A 16,853-nucleotide genomic window follows, 5' to 3' on the forward strand; every position below is an offset into this window, starting at 1 on the left:
CGGGTCGTCCCGGCCGAAATGATGAAAGCGCGAGGTCGTCCACGCGCTTCACACCTTTAGCCAAGCGCCCCACGAAGGTGAAGCGCGACAGAGGACCATCGGATTGTCGGCCAATGCATAGCGGACACGTTAGCCAGGTTGGACAGCGGCCCAAAACCCTGGACCGCCATGTCCTTATGCGGGGCTGGTAGAAGGAGCACCGACTGCCGCGGCCGTAGCGTTCTCCTCGGCATCGATCTCGGCCGCAGGCTCCTGCCGTAGCGTGTTTGCCAAAGGCAGCTCCTTGAGGAGGAACGTCAGACCAAACGCGATGAGCGCAGCGGCGGACGCCGTCAGAAACACGGGATGCAAGGCTGCCGCAAAACCTTCGAGAACCTGTTGGCGCACCGCCTCTGGCAGCTCGGCAATGGCCTTGGCGTTGAATGAACCGCCGCCGGAGGGCATGGCATCGCCAACCTGAGCAGCAAGTCCGGACGAAAAGATCGCCCCGAACACTGACACGCCGATCGAGCCGCCAATCTGGCGGAACAGCGTGTTTCCGGCGGTGGCAACGCCCATCAAAGAACGAGGCACGGCGTTCTGCGTCGCGGTGACGCCAACACTGTTGACCGGCCCAATGCCCAGGCCAACTAGGAACATGTAGGCGGCGATCTGCCAATCCGGCGTATCGAGCTGCATCATCCCTAACAGCAGCAGGCCAAAAGCCAGCACCGCGGTCGAGACAGTGGGCAGGATTTTGTAATGGCCGGTCCGGCTCATGAAAAAGCCGGACAGCGTCGATGCACCAATCAGGCCAATCATCATCGGCAACAGTTGCAACGCAGAATTTGTCGGACTGATGCCCTTGGCCAGCTGCAGATACATGGGCAGGAAGGTGATCGAGCCAAACATGGCCATGCCAACCAGGAAGCCGACGGCATTGCTGACGAGGAACGTGTTGTTCCGGAACAATTGCAGTGGCAACACAGGCTCGGCAGCGCGCGCTTCGACCCAGATGAAAACAGCCAGCATCCCCGCCGCCAGAACCACCAGACCGATGATCTGGGGCGACACCCAGGCAAAGGTATTGCCGCCGAGGCTTGTGGCCAGGACAAAGGCAGACAGCGCGCCTGTGAGCAGGACAAAGCCCACATAGTCAATCTTGTGCGCGACACGGTTGGCCATTGGCTTGAGAGCGAAACCGATCACCGCCAGAGCCAGAATGCCCAGTGGCAGGTTGATGATGAAGATCCAATGCCAGCTGAGGTGCTCGACGATGAAGCCGCCCAGCAATGGTCCAACGACAGTGGCCACGCCGAACACAGCGCCAAAAATGCCCTGTACCTTGCCCCGCTGCCGCGGCGGAATAACGTCGGCCACGACGGTCATAGCCACCACCATCAAGCCACCGCCACCCAATCCCTGCACCGTACGGGCAATAATCAGGAACGTCATGGATGAGGCAAAGGCCGACAGGGTCGAGCCAATCAGGAAGATGACTATAGCCGTCTGCAACACGATCTTGCGGCCATAAAGGTCGCCGAGCTTGCCATAGATGGGGGCCACAACGGTGGAACTGAGCAGATAAGCGATGACCACCCACGTCAGGTGATCCATCCCGCCCAATTCACCAACGATGGTCGGCAGCGCCGTCGACACGATGGTTTGGCCAAGCGAGGCCAGCAGCAGCGTAACGGCGACAGCTCCAATGATAAGGCCGACCGATTGGGCGTTTGCCCCCTCGGCGGATTGTGCAGTCTCTGACATAAGGTCATCCTTGAAACACAAAAGGCCACCACTCCGTGGCGCCTCTTGCGGAAAACATTCTGGCAGCATACATCTGCTCACGACATTTACATGTCAATAGCATGCAATTGCGAAAGGCATGCACCATACGGGGAACCGCCATGTCGAACGCTGATATCAACGCCCTGATGCGTAAGGCCGGAATTCCGGAAGAAACGGTGGATGCAGCTATGGCGATCGATGCCCTGCTACAGAATTGGCGCCGGCGCTCGCAGCGCCGCGAACTCGGACATCGCGCGCTCATCGACCTCAAGATCAATCTCGAACTACCGCAGCTGGACGTGCTGTTTTCCATCGAGGCCCCGCTCGACGAAAATGGCATCCAGGCTCCCGGTGAGACTATGGTTGCCACCGTTGCGGAACGGCTTGGCATCGACCCTTCGCGAGCCAGCCGTATTGTCAGCGACCTGGTGGACGCAGGCTATGCGCGGCGTGCCGTGAGCCAGGCCGACGCACGCCGCACCATTATCGAGCTGACGGAAGCGGGGAAAACCATCGTCGCCTCGGTGCGCGCCTATAAGTTTCTCATCATGGGCGACTTTCTCAACAGCTGGTCCAATGAAGAGCTGACCGCCTTCCTCCCGCTGCTGCGCCGGTTTGGGCACTGGTCGGACCACACAGAGCTTGGGGCAGAGAAGTTCTCGGACGATATCGCGGCGCTCGCGGCAAAGATCGCTGCCGACGCACCCAATAGCGCGGCCAAGGAAACGGCCTAGTATCCTCTGCCCCAAACCACCCATCTGTGCGAAGCTGTGGCTCCTTTATGCCGAGGAGGACATGTCGTGGCCACAGATTTTGCTGACGATGAGTTGACGCAATTCAAGGCGCATGGAGCGCGTCCCCTGCCCGCGGGAGGCAACTTTACCGAGCATGAGGGCGCCCGGATCTGGCACGCGGAGTATGGGGCTGGAGAGCCCGTAATTCTTCTGCATGGCGGCCTCGGGAATAGTGGCAATTGGGGCTACCAGGTCCCGGCATTGGTTGATGCAGGTTATCTGGTCGTGGCGATTGATAGCCGCGGACATGGCCGCAGCTCACGAGACGGCCGACCCTATTCCTACGAACAGATGGCGAGCGACGTCTTTGCCGTGATGGACGCGCTGAAACTGGCGCGAGCGGCTATTGTGGGGTGGAGCGATGGCGCGTGTATCGGGCTGGCGATGGCCCGGCGTGCGCCACAACGCGTTACGGGCGTGTTGTTTTTTGCCTGCAACGTGGACCCGAGCGGCGCCAGGCCGTTTGAGATGACCCCGAGCATCGACGCCTGTATCACGCGGCACCGATTGGACTATGCAACCCTGTCAGCAACTCCGGACGACTTCGAAGCCTTTTTCGAAGCAGTTGGCGAAATGCAGCGGACGCAGCCGAATTACTCGGCAGATGATCTGGCGGGGATAAAGGTGCCGGTGACCGTTTTGCAGGCCGAACATGATGAGTTCATCACCCCGGAGCACGCGGAATATCTGGCGGAGACGATTCCTGGCGCTGAGCTGCGGCTGATGTCGGGGGTAAGTCACTTCGCGCCCCTGCAGCGCCCAGACTTATTCAACAGCGAAATCCTGCGGTTTCTGAAAGGCCTCTCTCGATGAAGCAGCCCGTCGCGACCGTGTTGGCCAGCCACTCCAAAGAGATGCAGAGCCAGCTGCAGGATCTGCGACGGACCATTTTGGCCGTGGCGTCTGAGACCGATGGCGTGGGGACGCTAGAAGAGACACTCAAATGGGGGCAAGTTAGCTACCTGACCACAGAGACCGGCAGTGGAACGACTGTCCGCATCGATCAGGACAAGAAGAGTGGCAAGGCGGCGCTTTACGTAAGCTGCAAGTCCAACCTGCTTGAACGATATCGGGCTCTCTACCCGGACAGCTTTGCCTATGAAGGCGATCGTGCCGTTATCATCGGCGAGCAGCACGACGAGGCGGCGCTCCGCCATGTCATCGCCATGGCGCTGACCTACCATCTGGATAAGAAAAAGGCGCGGTAGAGACCGCGCCTTTTCAATCATTTCAGAGCTTAAACCTGCGGCTTGCGCTTTGGCTTATGGTCCTTCTTGGACGCCTTTTCCTTCTTGGCGAAAGGGGCGCCTTCGGCAGGCTTGCCAGCCCACTTTGGCTTGCCCTTGTCCTTGCTCGGCGGCGCCTTGCTCACCTTTGGCGCGCGGGGTTTGTCGAAGTCTGGCCGTGGAGCACGGGGCGCGTCGCCTTCTTCCGATGGGGTCCAGCCGCCAGTGGCAGGTGCTTCAAAGTCGTCGGGACGCAGGCCCGACGAACCATAGCGGTTCTGGCGGTCAGCGCGTTCCGGGCGCGGCGCATTTGGGTCGTAGCGCTCAATCGGACCGGGCGGACGACGCTGGGCCGCAGGCGGACGCGTGCGGCCTTCGGTGCGCTCACCGGGGCTATCGATCGACGAAATGGTTACGCCACGCTCGCCCGAACCGTTCTTCTCGACACTCTTGGCAAAGGAATCGGCCTTTGGTGCCGCGACTTCAAAGTGCGATTCCGTATCGAAGATGCGGATCGAGCCGATGGCTGTCTTGGTAACATTGCCGGCCTTGCACAGCATGGGCAGGAGCCAGCGCGGCTCGGCCTTGTGCTTGCGACCAACCGATACTTTGAACCAGGTGCCGCCCTCAAACTTTTCACGGACGCGCGGATCGCTATCCCCGGGCTTACCCAACTGGGGATTGTCGGTGACGTCTTCTGGCGCAGGACGGGCTGCGAGCTGCTGACGCAGGTAGGCGGCAGCGATAGCATCAGGGGTATAACGCGCTAGCAATTCGCTAACAAATGCCGTCTCATCTTCGCTCATTGGTGCACTAAGTGCGGCGTCCGACAGGATGCCCTCGCGATAGCGGGCGTCGATCTCGGCAGCAGATGGCGGCGCCATCATGGTGACATCGAGACGAGCGACCTTGAGCACGCGCTGAGCGACGTTGCGACGGTGCATCGGCGCGATGATGACGCAGGTGCCCTTGCGGCCCGCGCGACCGGTACGGCCCGAACGGTGCAGGAGCGTATCGGAGTTGGTCGGCAGATCAGCGTGGATCACCAGATCGAGGTTTGGCAGATCGATACCGCGGGCGGCAACGTCCGTTGCAACACAGATTCGGGCTCGGCCATCGCGCATGGACTGCAGCGCATTGGTGCGCTCAGCCTGGCTGAGTTCGCCCGACAGGGTCACGACGTCAAAACCGCGATTGTGCAGGCGCGCCGACAGATGCTTCACGCCTTCGCGGGTCGAAGCGAAGACGATGGTGTTGACGCTATCGAAGTAGAGCAGCGTGTTGATGATGGCGTTTTCGCGCTCGGCGGCGGGAACCAGCATCAGCTTGTAGTCGATGTCGGCGTGCTGATCGTTGCTGCTGGTGGCAGCAATGCGCAGAGCATCGCGCTGGAAGGTCTTGGCCAACTGGGCGATCTGCTTTGGCACCGTTGCCGAGAACAGCAGGGTGCGGCGATCTTCGGGGGCAGCATCGAGGATGAACTCAAGGTCTTCGCGGAAGCCCAGATCGAGCATCTCGTCGGCTTCGTCGAGCACAACAGCGCGCAGCGCCGACATGTCGAGAGCACCCTTGGTGATGTGATCGCGCAGACGGCCGGGAGTGCCGACAACGATGTGGGCACCACGTTCAAGCGCACGGCGCTCGGTGCGGATATCCATGCCACCAACGCAGGTGGCCGACTTGGCGCCGGTTTCGGCATAGAGCCATTCGAGTTCGCGCTGCACCTGCATAGCCAGTTCGCGCGTTGGCGCGATGACGAGGGCCAGTGGTGCGCCGACGGAAGCAAAGGTTTCTGCGCCATCCAGCAGCGTGGGGGCGATAGCCATACCGAAGGCAACGGTCTTGCCGGAGCCGGTCTGGGCGGACACGAGCAGGTCGCGGCCAGCGGTCTGATCTTCGATGATGGCGGACTGGACGGCGGTCAGAGTCTCGTAGCCCTTGGCGGCAAGGGCGCGAGCGAGTGGAGCAATGATAGTTTCAGGCAGGGACAATGCGGTTCTTTCATGGGACGCCGATCAATCAACGGCGTCATTGCCGCTTAAGCGGGGATCCCACTTTTTGCGGACGGAGCGGCAGGGAATTCCCGCTTTCGCGGAAACCAAGCTGTGGCGTTGCCAGGCACCATAGCACAAACAAGCAAAAAGGCCGCCCGGCGGGCGGCCTTCATATCGATGGTCGCTTCGGGTGACCGAAGCGTCACATATCAACCAACGATTTCGTCGTCGTTGAAGAAGAACTTGATCTCTTCAGCAGCGGTCTCTGGGGCATCCGAACCGTGCACGGAGTTTTCGCCGATCGACAGGGCGAATTCCTTGCGGATGGTGCCGTCAGCAGCGTTTGCTGGGTTGGTAGCGCCCATGACTTCGCGGTTGGCCAGGATGGCGTTTTCGCCTTCCAGAACCTGAACGACGACTGGCGAAGCGATCATCTGCTCGACGAGTTCGCCGAAGAAAGGACGATCCTTGTGCACGCCGTAGAAGCCTTCGGCCTGAGCGCGGGTCATGTGGATCTTCTTGAGGGCGACAGGACGCAGACCGGCTTCTTCGAACTTGGCGAGGATCTTGCCGATGAGGTTACGACGGACAGCATCTGGCTTGATGATGGAGAAGGTGCGTTCGAGCGCCATGGGTTCGATCCTTGAATGGGTCTGTTGGAAAAGGTCGCGCCTTGTAGCGGCGAAGTGCGACGGACACAAGACAGAGTGTGCGCAGAGCGACGCATGGCCGCCCTGCTTTTTGCGTTATTCTGCGCGGCAGGTGGTGGGGAGACTGCCCTATGGGACAGCGTTTAGTCGGAGACTTTGGATTAGTGTTGAGCCCGCGACGGCGCACGATTAAGTAGCACCACGGTCAATGCCTGCCCTCTGGAACATCACTCCATGCCCACCGACTCCGTATCGCTTGAGGCCCATTCGGGGGCATTTTTGGATCCAAGCCGTGGGCTGAGACGATTGCCGCGATCCCCGCGGCGTCCGCGGCCGGAAGCTTTCTATGGTCGCTTTGACCAACTGACACTTTTCTATGACTGCTTTCGCATGCCGGACGGACGGGTGCTGCTTGTTGGCCCACCGCCCTACAATTTAGGCAAAGCGATCCGCCAAAGTCAGATCACGTCCTGGCCGGGCGGGACGTTACTCAAACCACGGTTTTATAGCTCCGAGTCGGTGATGATTACCGAGCTTAGCGGTGTTGCTGAGGCGGCCACGACCATTCGGGTTGCTCTACCCGATGGGCAAAGCTTCCAACTGCCGATCGGCGCCAACTCCGTGGGCCGGTTTGCTGGCCGACGAGTTCTATTTACAATGAGCAAGGACAACGATCTGGCCTGGATCACTGAGTGGACTCGCTATCATGCCAAGATGCAGAGCGCAGACGCCGTGGTGTTCTTTGACAACGGTTCCAGCCGTTATGATCCCGCAGAAATCGCCGGGGCCATTCAGGCAGGCGGGATCGATTTGGCGGCAGTACATAGCTGGCCATACGTCTACGGTGCACCAGATCCGGCGGTACGGCTGAACCCGTTTTACACACAATTCCTACAGGTCGGCTCCATGAGCGTTATGCTCCGGCGCTACGGCATGGCCGCGTTCGGCTTGCTCAATTGTGATATCGACGAGTTGGCTGCCACGCCCGAAGGAACCACGATCTTTGATCTTGCAGACCAGTCGAAGCAGGGGCTGATCGTCATGCGGGGACGATACATCGAGCCGATAGCGGATGCGTCGTCGCCGGCTCAGGCCAGAACACATCGCCACTACTCGCACTTTCTGGCTGACCCCGCCCGCGCGCTATCCCGCCCGAAAAAGTGGGCCTTGCAGCCGACTCGCCCCTGGGTAAGGAATTTGGCAGTTCATCCCTACATGCACTGGATAGAAAACAGGCCCTGGTTTTCCAAGGAGACCCCGTCAGGGGTGTTTTATCGCCACTTCCGGGCAATCCATACGAACTGGAAAGATCAGCGCACGGAGACGGGACATCTCGCCAGTGAAGCGCTACTGCGCGATGCTGATTTTGCCGACCTAGTGGCTCGGGAGCAGTTCTGACCGCTTTTTAGATCGAAGCTGCTCGACGCTCGCCGGTAGAGTGTATGCAGGGCGACGCATGGCCGCCCTGCTTTTTTACTCAGCTTACGCAGTTCGTAGGCAAGTTGGTCGCGTTGACTGGCACGCCCCCAATCGAAAACTCGAAGCCAACGCCCTGGGTGAGGTCAGTGCCGGTCCAGGAACCCGTGTTGGCATCGCAATGCTTGATGCCGGCGCCAACCTGCAGGTCGCCCTGGATGTTTTTGAGGGGACCGCTGATGTAAGCCGCGCCATCACGAGCGCTCTCCACCACGACATTGTCAAAGGTGATGTCGCGCACTGGTCCACCCATGAAGCCCCAATTGTCGCCGTAGAAGAACACGCCATAGCTGCCAGCATTGGAGATCGTGACATCTTTGAAGGTCACGTTATTGGATGGGTTGATGAAAATACCGGCACGCGAGGTGTCAGAGATCGTCACGTTGGCAACCGAGATGTTCGAAGGGTTCTGACCGGGAATGCCGGAATAGTAGGCGAACATCAGACCATTCACACCACCGACCAGCGATGAATTCGTAAACGATATGTTGTGGCTGGTCTGGAACACGACGAGGTCCATGTCGCGATCAAGGCCAGAGTTATTGACGTGGAGCTGGTCGATCTCGACGTCGTGCGCACCAACCGTCATCAGCGCTTCACGGCGGCTGTTGGTGATATTGACATTGGAAATCGAGATGTTCTCGGCACTCGAAGTCACGACCGTTGGCCAGCCGCTGTCGTCGATCTCAGGGGCAATGAAAATGCCGTAGGTGACATCAGAGATATCGAGATTGCTGATGGACAGGTTCTGCACGCCGACTGCGTTGATCGCGGCGTTCGGCACGTAGGACGGATTGAAGATCGAGAATTCGCACTTCGTGTTGTCCTGGCAGATATAGGTGTCCTTGATCTCGCTATTGGTAATCGTCGCGCCCGATACACGGTTCAGCACGATACCATTGCCGGTCACGCCGCTGATCGAGACATTATCGATGGTGACGTTATTGACGTCCTGAGCAACGATGCCATTCTCGGCACCGACGATGGAGACGGTGGAAACCGTGGTCCCATCAGCAAGGCGGATGCCGTCGACCTTGAGGGGGGCGGCGAAGGCGGCAGGAGAAGACTGGGGGGTGGCGTCGAGGCTGGTTGCTGCGCCGGTGTTGAGGTAGCCGACTTTTTTGCCATCTGCCGTGGTGAGGTTGACCACACCACCACCGCCAACAAGCATCTGGTTGCTCGCAAGGACGAGGGTTTCGTCTACGACAATCCTGCCGGATGCCAGAATGATGGCACCATCGCCAGCTGCGGCGATCATGGCATTGAGGTCCTTGGCCTTGCCGTCTGCGGCAGACACCTGAATCACCTTGCCCGAGCCGCTATCGGCGAAGGCTGCGACGTCTGAGCCAAAGCTGCCGGCCGTGGTGGCGATGGAGCGATTGCGCTCAACGCGCTGATAGAGCGGAGAAGCGGCCTGAACAGCGGTCGGCGCGCCACCGATTGGGGCGGAGAAGCGGACATGGACGCTGCCGGACAGCTCGTTGTTGCTGTCATAACGCATGCCGCCGCCGAGGCCGAGCGTTGCGCCGGGCAGCATCTGATCGAGCGACAGGGTCAATTCGGTGCGGAGCGAAACACCGGCGACCGTCTCGGTGCGCTCGGAGCCCTGAACATAGGCGCCAGCATAAAGCTTAAGCGCATTGGGGCTGTCTTCAGGGAACACTGGCAGACGAATGCCAGCTTCGGCCTCTAGGCCATAGAGCGCGACTTCGTAGCCCTGATTGATGACGAACGCGCCATTGCTGATCTTGGCCTTGGAGAGAGCGTCGACCTCATTGCTGGTCGTGCCGATGGGCGCGTGACCGTTGAGGCGGAACTCGAACTGGGTGCTGAGGGCTTCGAGACCGGCAGAAATCTGCTGGTAGTTGAAGCCATAGGGCGAAGTGGCGAATTCAAGGGCGCCGTTGACGCCGAGGACCCAGTCACCAACCTGTTGGCGGTAGCCGCCGCCGATGGAGCCATACACCGCGCCGCCATCCTGATAGTCCAGCCAGCCATCAGCGAACAGGACCTGACCATCGGGGAGCATGAAGGGGACGAACACGCCGCCTGAAACGGACGCGTTTTCGCCGCCGCCAACCTGCAATTCGAGACGTGGAGGCGCGGCCTGAGCGAAGGCATAGGAAGGCGCAAGCGCGCCCATGGCCGCCACAAGGGCAACCCATGAAGAACGGTACATGAAAATCTCGCTGAATGCTGTGCCGGGCGAAGGGAGAAGTCGCTCGGAATTTCCGCTGACTATTATTCATGACTTACCGAGTCAACTTCTAAGTCGTTGTTTTTCAACAACCTGCGGCATTATGTCGACTCTGTTAGTCATAATTTAGCAAGGTTTTTCAGCATGAAATTGTTCTGTCATCTAAAAAAATTTTGATAAGCATCAGCAGCTTAGCGGAGCTATTTGAGAGGCCGAGAATGGCTTGATTCAGCAAAGCCGGTTGCCTTCGTCCGTGCTTAACTTTATCGAACGGGAAAGACCTTTATCGCAGGGACTTGCCCCATAGGCGCCGCTTGCCGGGAGCACCCTGCCCTCTCCCATAGATTGCCGCATCATGTTGACCATCAATAACCTCACCTATCGCATCCAGGGCCGCGAGCTGTTCGAAGACGCCTCAGTCGTCCTGCCGACGGGCTCCAAGACCGGTTTTGTGGGCAAGAACGGCACCGGCAAGACCACGCTGTTCCACTTGATCCAGGGACACATCGGGGCGGATGCTGGCGGCATGGAGCTCAACAAGAAGGCGCGTATCGGCGCGGTGGCGCAGGAAGCGCCTGCCGGCAATGAGAGCGTGCTCGATGTTGTGATGCTCGCCGACAAGGAGCGCACGGCGCTGATGGCGGAAGCAGAAACCGCGACCGATCCGGACCGCATCAGCGAGATCTATACGCGTCTGGCCGACATCGACGCCTATTCTGCTGAGGGTCGCGCCTCGGCAATCCTGAAGGGTCTCGGCTTTGAGCAGGACCGCCAGATGGCGCCGACGCATGAGCTGTCAGGTGGTTGGCGCATGCGCGTGGCGTTGGCCGGCGTGCTGTTCAGTCAGCCTGACCTGCTGCTGCTTGACGAGCCCACCAACTATCTCGATCTGGAAGGCACGCTGTGGCTCGAGAAGTATCTCGCCACTTATCCCTATACCGTGTTCATGATCAGCCACGATCGCGACCTGCTCAACAAGTCGGTCAACTCGATCATCCATCTCGAGCACAAGAAGCTGACCTTCTACAAAGGCAATTACGATACGTTTGAAACGACGCGTCGCATGCAGATGGATCTAAACAACAAGGGCCGCGAGAAGTCGCTGGACCAGATCGCGCATCTGCAGAAGTTCGTGGACCGCTTCAAGGCCAAGGCGACCAAGGCCAAGCAGGCCCAGTCTCGCATGAAGATGATCGAAAAGCTCAAGCCACCGGCAGCAATGTTCGACGAATATGCGGCGCCGTTCACCTTCCAGGCGCCGAAGGCTGAGCAGCCGACGCCGATGATCACGCTGGATGGTGTATCGGCCGGCTATGGCGACAAGACCATTCTGCGCAACGTGAATATGCGCATTGATCCAGGTGATCGTATCGCGCTGATCGGTGTCAACGGTAACGGTAAGTCGACCTTTGCCAAGCTCCTCGCGGGCGATATCAAGCCTATGGGCGGCAGCTATGGCAAGGGCAAGAAGCTGGAAATCGCGCACTTTGCGCAGCATCAGATGGACAAGCTTAAGCCCGAGTGGACGCCATTCGAGCACGTCGTCGAGCTGATGCCGACTGATAGCGAAGCCAAGCGCCGCTCGCGCCTGAGCCAGATGGGCCTGACCAAGTCGCGCATGGACACGCTGGCCAAGAACCTGTCGGGTGGTGAGCGCGCTCGCCTGCTGATGGGCCTGATCACCTTTGGCGGTCCGGGCATGATGATCCTCGACGAGCCGACCAACCACCTGGATATCGATAGCCGTGACGCGCTGGTGCATGCGCTCAACGACTATGAAGGCGCAGTGCTGATCATCAGCCACGATCGCCATTTGATCGAAGCCACCTGCGATACACTGTGGATTGCCGAAGGCGGCACGATCCGCGAGCTGGACGAGGATCTGGACAGCTATCAGCGCAGCATCACCTCGACCAAGGAAAGCAAGGGCGGAGGCGGATCGAAGGAAGATCGCAAGGCTGCCAAGCAGGCCGCCGCCGCACGTCGTGAACAGATTGCGCCACTCAAGGCCTCCGTTAAGGATGCGGAAACCAAAATCGCCCGTTTGAAGGTGGAAATCAGTAAAATTACGGCTCAGCTGGAAGACCCGAAAGTCTACAATGGCCCTGCTGATCGCGTTATTGCGCTGGGCAAAGACAAGGCGCGCTTCACTGCAGATCTTGATGCCACCGAAGAAACATGGCTATCGCTGAGCGCCGAACTGGAGACTGCTGAACGCGAATGACCAAACTGTCAGCCCAGGATGTAATCTATACACTTGGGCTGCAGCGGCACCCCGAGGGCGGCTGGTACGCCCGCACGTTCGAAGACGAGCAGGTGAGCGACAGTCGGGCGCAATCCACCGCCATCTACTATCTGTTGCAGGCAGGCGAGACATCGCAATGGCACCGCGTCGACGCGGTGGAAGTCTGGCATTGGTACGCTGGTGCACCGCTCGATCTGAGCTTTTCGGACGGCAAAAGCGTGAACGTGCATCGCCTCGGCAAAGATATCGAACTCGGTGAACGGCCCCAGGTGGTAGCGCCGCGCCTCATCTGGCAGTCGGCTGTCAGCCTTGGGGAATGGACCCTTGTAGGGTGCACCGTGTCGCCCGGCTTTGAGTTTGCCGGGTTTGAACTTGCGCCCAAGGGCTGGGAGCCGGGCCAGGATTAACCGGTGCGAGCGGTGTGATTTGACAGCGCTGACGCCATATCCTTTGGTGCCAACATAGTTCTCCGCGAAAGTGCCGCATGCGTCTGTCCCTGACCAAGCTCGTTGCCGCTGTCGTTCTCAGCATGATCTGCTTTGCTGGTGTTGCGCAGGCGCAGACGCCGACCATGACCAAATCGGAGCGCGCCGATATGCGCCGGTTTGCCTACAATAACAGCCTGTTTGTGCTCTACCACGAGGTCGCGCATCTGCTGTTCGACCAGTTGGAAATGCCGGTGCTGGGGCGCGAGGAAGATGCAGCGGACAACGTCGCCACCTGGATTTTGCTGAACAAGCGCACCAAGGCGGCAGAAGTGGCGCTGGCAGACGCAGCGCAGGGCTGGCTCTATTCGGGCGTGGCCTATGACAGTGGCGGCGACGAAGGCGATTTCGCGGCCTCCCATAGCCTGGACAAGCAGCGCGCCTATCAGATCGTCTGCCTCATGGTTGGCAGCGATGACAGCGCGTTCCGCCCCATCGCCAACAAATACAGCATGGACCGAGACCGGCAGGAAACCTGCTTCTGGGATTATGACCTGGTCGACCGAAGCCTGAAATCGCTGCTGGGCGTTCGCAATCCACCGGCCATTCGTGGTACTGAAGTGAAGGTGACCTATCATGACGCGGGCGGACGGCTAAAGGCAGCGGCTGACGCGTTCAAGTCCAGCGGCGTGTTCGATCAGGTCGCTGAAGAAGTGCGCACGCAGTACACGCTGGACGCCAAGGTCGCTTTCAATGCGCAGCGCTGCGGCGAGGCCAACGCGTTCTACGATCCGGATACGATCGAGGTCATTTTCTGCTATGAGTTGATGCAGGACTATATGGACCTTTACATGGACAATATGTCCAAGCCGGCGGCCCCTGCCCCGCGCGAAACCGGCCCCGGTCCGGGCAAAAACAAAATCTCGAAGTTCTGAAAGCGGCATGCCAGAAAGGGCGCGTAAAGCGTCACCTCTCTGCGGAGCCTTCGACATGACGACCATTCGGGCCATTTTGGCCACCCTGACCTGTTGCGTCGCGTTGAGCGGCGTCGCATTTGGTCAGGAAGACGATCCGGCTGCCGAAGCCATGGATTTCGCCATGCACGACGCGGCATACACGATGTACCACGAGATCGGTCACCTGCTGGTTGGCGAGCTCGGCATCCCCGTGCTTGGCAAAGAGGAAGACGCGGCCGATGCCCTAGCGGTCATCCTGCTGCTCAACGATCAGGACGACGAAATCGAGGCGTTCAACACGCTCATCGACAGCGCCGACGGCTGGTACTTCAACGCTGTGAAATCCACCGGGTCAGGCGTTGAAGACTTTTCCTACTACGACGAGCACAGCCTCGACATTCAGCGCGCCTACGCAATGGTCTGCCTGATGGTGGGCAAAGACCCTCAGGAATTCCGCGAGACCGCTGAAATCTATGAGTTCGACCAGCAACGGCAGGACGATTGCGCCTACACCTACGATCAGGCACACACCTCATGGGATGCACTGCTCGAGCCCCATACCGTCACCGACACGCCAGGCGCAGAGATCTCCGTCGTCTACGAAGAGGCCGGCGACTACACCGAGTTTGCCAACGAGCTGCAGTCGCGCGAAATACTGGAAAAAGCCGCAGCCGTGGTGATGAACCGCTATGTTCTGCCTGGGCCTGTGACCTTCCGCGCCGCCCTCTGCGGTCAGGCGAATGCCTTTTACAGCCCCAGCGAGAGCCAGATCACCTATTGCTACGAGCTGGCGGAGAACATGTATGGCCTTTATCTCAATGACATAGCCAACGCAGGTGATGAGGATACCGAAGAGGAATAGCCCTCTTTAAGTTGACCTTGACAATCACCTATAAGTCACTCCAGAACCGGGCATCGCGCAGTTCTGGAGTGCCCCATGACAATCTCTCTTAATCGCCGCCATTTCACTTTGGGCACCGCCGGACTGGCCATGTCCGCGATGTTGCCAACCCGCGCCTTCGCGCAGGACGCTACGCGTTCGGTCACCACCATTTATGGCACCTATGACATTCCCGCCGAACCCAAGCGCGTTGTCGCCGTCGACTCGCGCCTTGATCTGCAGCCAGCACTGGCGCTGGGCCTGAATGTGGTTGGCTATGGCCATTCGACGCCGGGCCACTGGGTGCCCGTTCCGGATGGCCTTGAGTTCTATGGCTCGGAGGTCAATATCGAGCAGGTGCTGGCGTCTGACCCCGACCTGATCATCTGTGCCAATTACGATCCGGACAGCGTCTGGTGGCCAGCCAACAAGCTCAAGAGCGTTGCGCCTGTCGTTCCGACATCCAATAACAAGCCCTGGAAGGAAGCTTTGCGCGAGTTGGCAACGCTTCTGGGCATGGATGGCGCGGGCGAAAGCGCCATCGCGGAATACGATGCGCTGATTGCCGAAATCAAGGCGCGCCACGGCGACAAGCTGGCGACCAAGACCGTAGTCAGCGTCCAGCCGGGCGAAGGCACCCTCTATGTGATGAACGGTCCCAAGATGTTGCAGCCGCAAGTGCTTGCAGACCTTGGCGCCAAGACCATTCCACCCAAGGCCGACCAGCTCTATGACAGCGGCGAAATTGCTGCTGAGGCCTTTGGCGATGTTCTGGGTGGTGTCGATGGCATCCTACTGGCAACCACCGCGCCGGAAGAAGCCACGACGCTGAATGGCGAAGTTCTCTGGGACCGCCTGCCCTCCGTGCAGTCGGGCGCCATCATCGCCTCAAACGGCAATATCAACTACGGCAGCATCTACTCGGCCATGCAGGTCGCCAAGCTTGTCGACGAGCTCTACTCAAAGATCGCCTAGCTTTTTGCAGCGCTCTGGAGTGGGCACCATGGTGTCCCATACTCAACGCTCCCCCGGACTTGATCCGGGCGGGCCTCTCCACACGGCAAGTGCCGACAGAGACCCACGGATCAAGTCCGCGGGAAGCGTCGGTGGGTGGGAGAGCTATTTGGGCGCGAGGCCCGCTAACCTAGCTGAAACCCACATACCTGCCGGGTTTATGGTTGGTCGCGACAATCAGATTGAGCACCAGCGCGCCGAGCACCGAATAGAGCACGCGATCCAGCGGCAGGATGAAGAAGGCCGCGATCAGGATCAGGGCGTCGACGCCGAGCTGGAAATAGCCGGCGCGGATGCCAAAATTATCCTGCAGGTAGAGCGCCAGAATATTGATCCCGCCCACGCTCGCCTTGTGGCGGAACAGCGACAAAATCCCCAGCCCGATCATGCCACCGCCAACCAGAGCCGCAAACAGCGGTTCGATACGGACAATGTCGAGCCATTCGGAAAGATGTGCCGTGAAGTAGGACACCAGCGCCACGCAAGCGATGGTCTTGACGGCGAAGGGCCAACCCATGCGCATGAATGCCAGAACGTAGAATGGCAGATTGATGGCAAAGAACAGCCAGCCAAACGGGATATTGGTGGCGTATTGCAGCAGGAGCGCAAGCCCCGCCGTACTGCCGGTCGTGAGGGTGACCTTGGCGTAAAAAACGATGCCAAGTGAGACCAGCATGGTGCCGATCAGCATGGCGAAAATGTCTTCGTGCAGCTTGTGACGACTCGGCGCAGAGAGGTCGGGTGTCATGCTTTTTTCGTCCAGCGGCCGGCTTCCTGCTGCCAATAGGTCACCGTGTTGCCTTCGCGCAGAGCCCGCCATGCGAGGCGCGCTTCGGCGACGGCATCGGGATCATGGCCCGAAAACATATACACCACCCGCTCATAGCCTTCCGCCGACTGCGGCACGGCGCGATCGATAAAAAACCGCACCGCCGCACCATTGGGATTTTCGGTGCCAGTGGTGATGAGGATGGGCTGGTGGGCGTCGGTGTCCGTGCCCGCAAGGCCATGCGGCAGAAAGCTTTCGTCGCGCCAGGTCCAGAGTTCAGCATCCAGCGCTTCGGCCCGTTCAATCGAGCCCGCCTCGACAACCGCACGCCAGCCGCGTTCAAGCGTCTTTTCCAGCAATTGCGGAATAACGGCTTCAAGCGGCTGATTTTCGAGGTGGTAGAAGAGAACGTCGGCCACTTTTGCTCCGATATCACAAGGTCGGGCGCAAACGCGCCACG

Annotated in this window: 15 protein-coding genes; 9 read left to right on the forward strand and 6 right to left on the reverse strand. The window is 59.6% G+C overall.

All coding sequences use genetic code 11. From position 1 onward, the window contains the following. Nucleotides 1–174: 174 nt before the first annotated feature. A complete protein-coding gene (locus tag WH87_RS05840) occupies nt 175–1,746 on the reverse strand; it encodes an MDR family MFS transporter (protein ID WP_046138105.1) in 1,572 nt (523 codons plus the stop codon). A gap of 140 nt (nt 1,747–1,886) precedes the next feature. Between WH87_RS05840 and WH87_RS05845 the strand changes: the two genes are divergently transcribed. From WH87_RS05845 to WH87_RS05855, 3 genes are all read left to right on the forward strand, one after another. Continuing rightward, entirely contained in the window at nt 1,887–2,501 is a 615-nt protein-coding gene (locus tag WH87_RS05845) for a MarR family winged helix-turn-helix transcriptional regulator (RefSeq protein ID WP_046138104.1), read from the forward strand. Nucleotides 2,502–2,567: 66 nt separating this feature from the next. Then, entirely contained in the window at nt 2,568–3,374 is an 807-nt protein-coding gene (locus WH87_RS05850) for an alpha/beta fold hydrolase (RefSeq protein WP_046138103.1), read from the forward strand. Further along, entirely contained in the window at nt 3,371–3,769 is a 399-nt protein-coding gene (locus WH87_RS05855) for a hypothetical protein (protein ID WP_046138102.1), read from the forward strand. The genes WH87_RS05850 and WH87_RS05855 overlap by 4 nt, the downstream gene beginning before the upstream one ends. A gap of 29 nt (nt 3,770–3,798) precedes the next feature. Here the strand turns inward: WH87_RS05855 and WH87_RS05860 are convergent, their stop codons facing one another. Continuing rightward, nucleotides 3,799–5,778 carry a DEAD/DEAH box helicase gene (locus WH87_RS05860; RefSeq protein ID WP_046138101.1) on the reverse strand — a complete coding sequence of 660 codons (1,980 nt, stop codon included), beginning with the start codon at nt 5,776–5,778 and terminating at the stop codon, nt 3,799–3,801. A gap of 212 nt (nt 5,779–5,990) precedes the next feature. After that, nucleotides 5,991–6,413, reverse strand: coding sequence for a nucleoside-diphosphate kinase (ndk, locus tag WH87_RS05865; protein WP_046138100.1), 423 nt, complete (start codon nt 6,411–6,413; stop codon nt 5,991–5,993). A gap of 252 nt (nt 6,414–6,665) precedes the next feature. On the opposite strand from ndk, the gene WH87_RS05870 reads away from it, so the two are divergent. Beyond that, nucleotides 6,666–7,829, forward strand: a complete 1,164-nt coding sequence (locus WH87_RS05870) for a hypothetical protein (protein WP_156458117.1) — start codon at nt 6,666–6,668, stop codon at nt 7,827–7,829. 79 nt (nt 7,830–7,908) lie between these two features. Here WH87_RS05870 and WH87_RS05875 read toward each other — a convergent pair whose 3' ends face one another. Beyond that, nucleotides 7,909–10,086, reverse strand: coding sequence for an inverse autotransporter beta-barrel domain-containing protein (locus WH87_RS05875; protein WP_046138098.1), 2,178 nt, complete (start codon nt 10,084–10,086; stop codon nt 7,909–7,911). Between the two features lie 373 nt (nt 10,087–10,459). Between WH87_RS05875 and WH87_RS05880 the strand changes: the two genes are divergently transcribed. From WH87_RS05880 to WH87_RS05900, 5 genes are all read left to right on the forward strand, one after another. Continuing rightward, nucleotides 10,460–12,328, forward strand: a complete 1,869-nt coding sequence (locus tag WH87_RS05880) for an ABC-F family ATP-binding cassette domain-containing protein (RefSeq protein ID WP_046138097.1) — start codon at nt 10,460–10,462, stop codon at nt 12,326–12,328. After that, entirely contained in the window at nt 12,325–12,756 is a 432-nt protein-coding gene (locus tag WH87_RS05885; RefSeq protein ID WP_046138096.1) for a cupin domain-containing protein, read from the forward strand. The genes WH87_RS05880 and WH87_RS05885 overlap by 4 nt, the downstream gene beginning before the upstream one ends. Nucleotides 12,757–12,833: 77 nt before the next feature. After that, nucleotides 12,834–13,709, forward strand: a complete 876-nt coding sequence (locus tag WH87_RS05890; protein WP_046138095.1) for a DUF4344 domain-containing metallopeptidase — start codon at nt 12,834–12,836, stop codon at nt 13,707–13,709. Between the two features lie 55 nt (nt 13,710–13,764). After that, a complete protein-coding gene (locus WH87_RS05895) occupies nt 13,765–14,592 on the forward strand; it encodes a DUF4344 domain-containing metallopeptidase (protein WP_052726273.1) in 828 nt (275 codons plus the stop codon). Between the two features lie 75 nt (nt 14,593–14,667). Next, the gene (locus WH87_RS05900; RefSeq protein WP_082092514.1) at nt 14,668–15,585 is read left to right on the forward strand and encodes an ABC transporter substrate-binding protein; all 918 of its coding nucleotides are present in this window, start codon (nt 14,668–14,670) and stop codon (nt 15,583–15,585) included. Nucleotides 15,586–15,754: 169 nt separating this feature from the next. Here the strand turns inward: WH87_RS05900 and WH87_RS05905 are convergent, their stop codons facing one another. Both WH87_RS05905 and WH87_RS05910 read right to left on the reverse strand, forming a co-directional pair. After that, the gene (locus WH87_RS05905) at nt 15,755–16,372 is read right to left on the reverse strand and encodes a YitT family protein (protein WP_046138094.1); all 618 of its coding nucleotides are present in this window, start codon (nt 16,370–16,372) and stop codon (nt 15,755–15,757) included. Further along, nucleotides 16,369–16,812 (reverse strand): DNA polymerase III subunit chi, encoded by a 444-nt coding sequence (locus tag WH87_RS05910; RefSeq protein ID WP_046138093.1) that lies wholly within the window; start codon nt 16,810–16,812, stop codon nt 16,369–16,371. The genes WH87_RS05905 and WH87_RS05910 overlap by 4 nt, the downstream gene beginning before the upstream one ends. Between the last annotated feature and the right edge of the window lie 41 nt (nt 16,813–16,853).

The sequence above is a fragment of the Devosia epidermidihirudinis genome (assembly GCF_000971295.1).
Classification (GTDB): Bacteria; Pseudomonadota; Alphaproteobacteria; order Rhizobiales; family Devosiaceae; genus Devosia; species Devosia epidermidihirudinis.

Bases quoted from the DNA above. Each gene is read 5' to 3' on its own strand.
- WH87_RS05840 (WP_046138105.1), bottom strand. From the start codon at position 1,746: ATGTCAGAGACTGCACAATCCGCCGAGGGGGCAAACGCCCAATCGGTC.
- WH87_RS05845 (WP_046138104.1), top strand. From the start codon at position 1,887: ATGTCGAACGCTGATATCAACGCCCTGATGCGTAAGGCCGGAATTCCG.
- WH87_RS05855 (WP_046138102.1), top strand. From the start codon at position 3,371: ATGAAGCAGCCCGTCGCGACCGTGTTGGCCAGCCACTCCAAAGAGATG.
- ndk (WP_046138100.1), bottom strand. From the start codon at position 6,413: ATGGCGCTCGAACGCACCTTCTCCATCATCAAGCCAGATGCTGTCCGT.
- WH87_RS05870 (WP_156458117.1), top strand. From the start codon at position 6,666: ATGCCCACCGACTCCGTATCGCTTGAGGCCCATTCGGGGGCATTTTTG.
- WH87_RS05875 (WP_046138098.1), bottom strand. From the start codon at position 10,086: ATGTACCGTTCTTCATGGGTTGCCCTTGTGGCGGCCATGGGCGCGCTT.
- WH87_RS05880 (WP_046138097.1), top strand. From the start codon at position 10,460: ATGTTGACCATCAATAACCTCACCTATCGCATCCAGGGCCGCGAGCTG.
- WH87_RS05885 (WP_046138096.1), top strand. From the start codon at position 12,325: ATGACCAAACTGTCAGCCCAGGATGTAATCTATACACTTGGGCTGCAG.
- WH87_RS05890 (WP_046138095.1), top strand. From the start codon at position 12,834: ATGCGTCTGTCCCTGACCAAGCTCGTTGCCGCTGTCGTTCTCAGCATG.
- WH87_RS05895 (WP_052726273.1), top strand. From the start codon at position 13,765: ATGACGACCATTCGGGCCATTTTGGCCACCCTGACCTGTTGCGTCGCG.
- WH87_RS05900 (WP_082092514.1), top strand. From the start codon at position 14,668: ATGACAATCTCTCTTAATCGCCGCCATTTCACTTTGGGCACCGCCGGA.
- WH87_RS05905 (WP_046138094.1), bottom strand. From the start codon at position 16,372: ATGACACCCGACCTCTCTGCGCCGAGTCGTCACAAGCTGCACGAAGAC.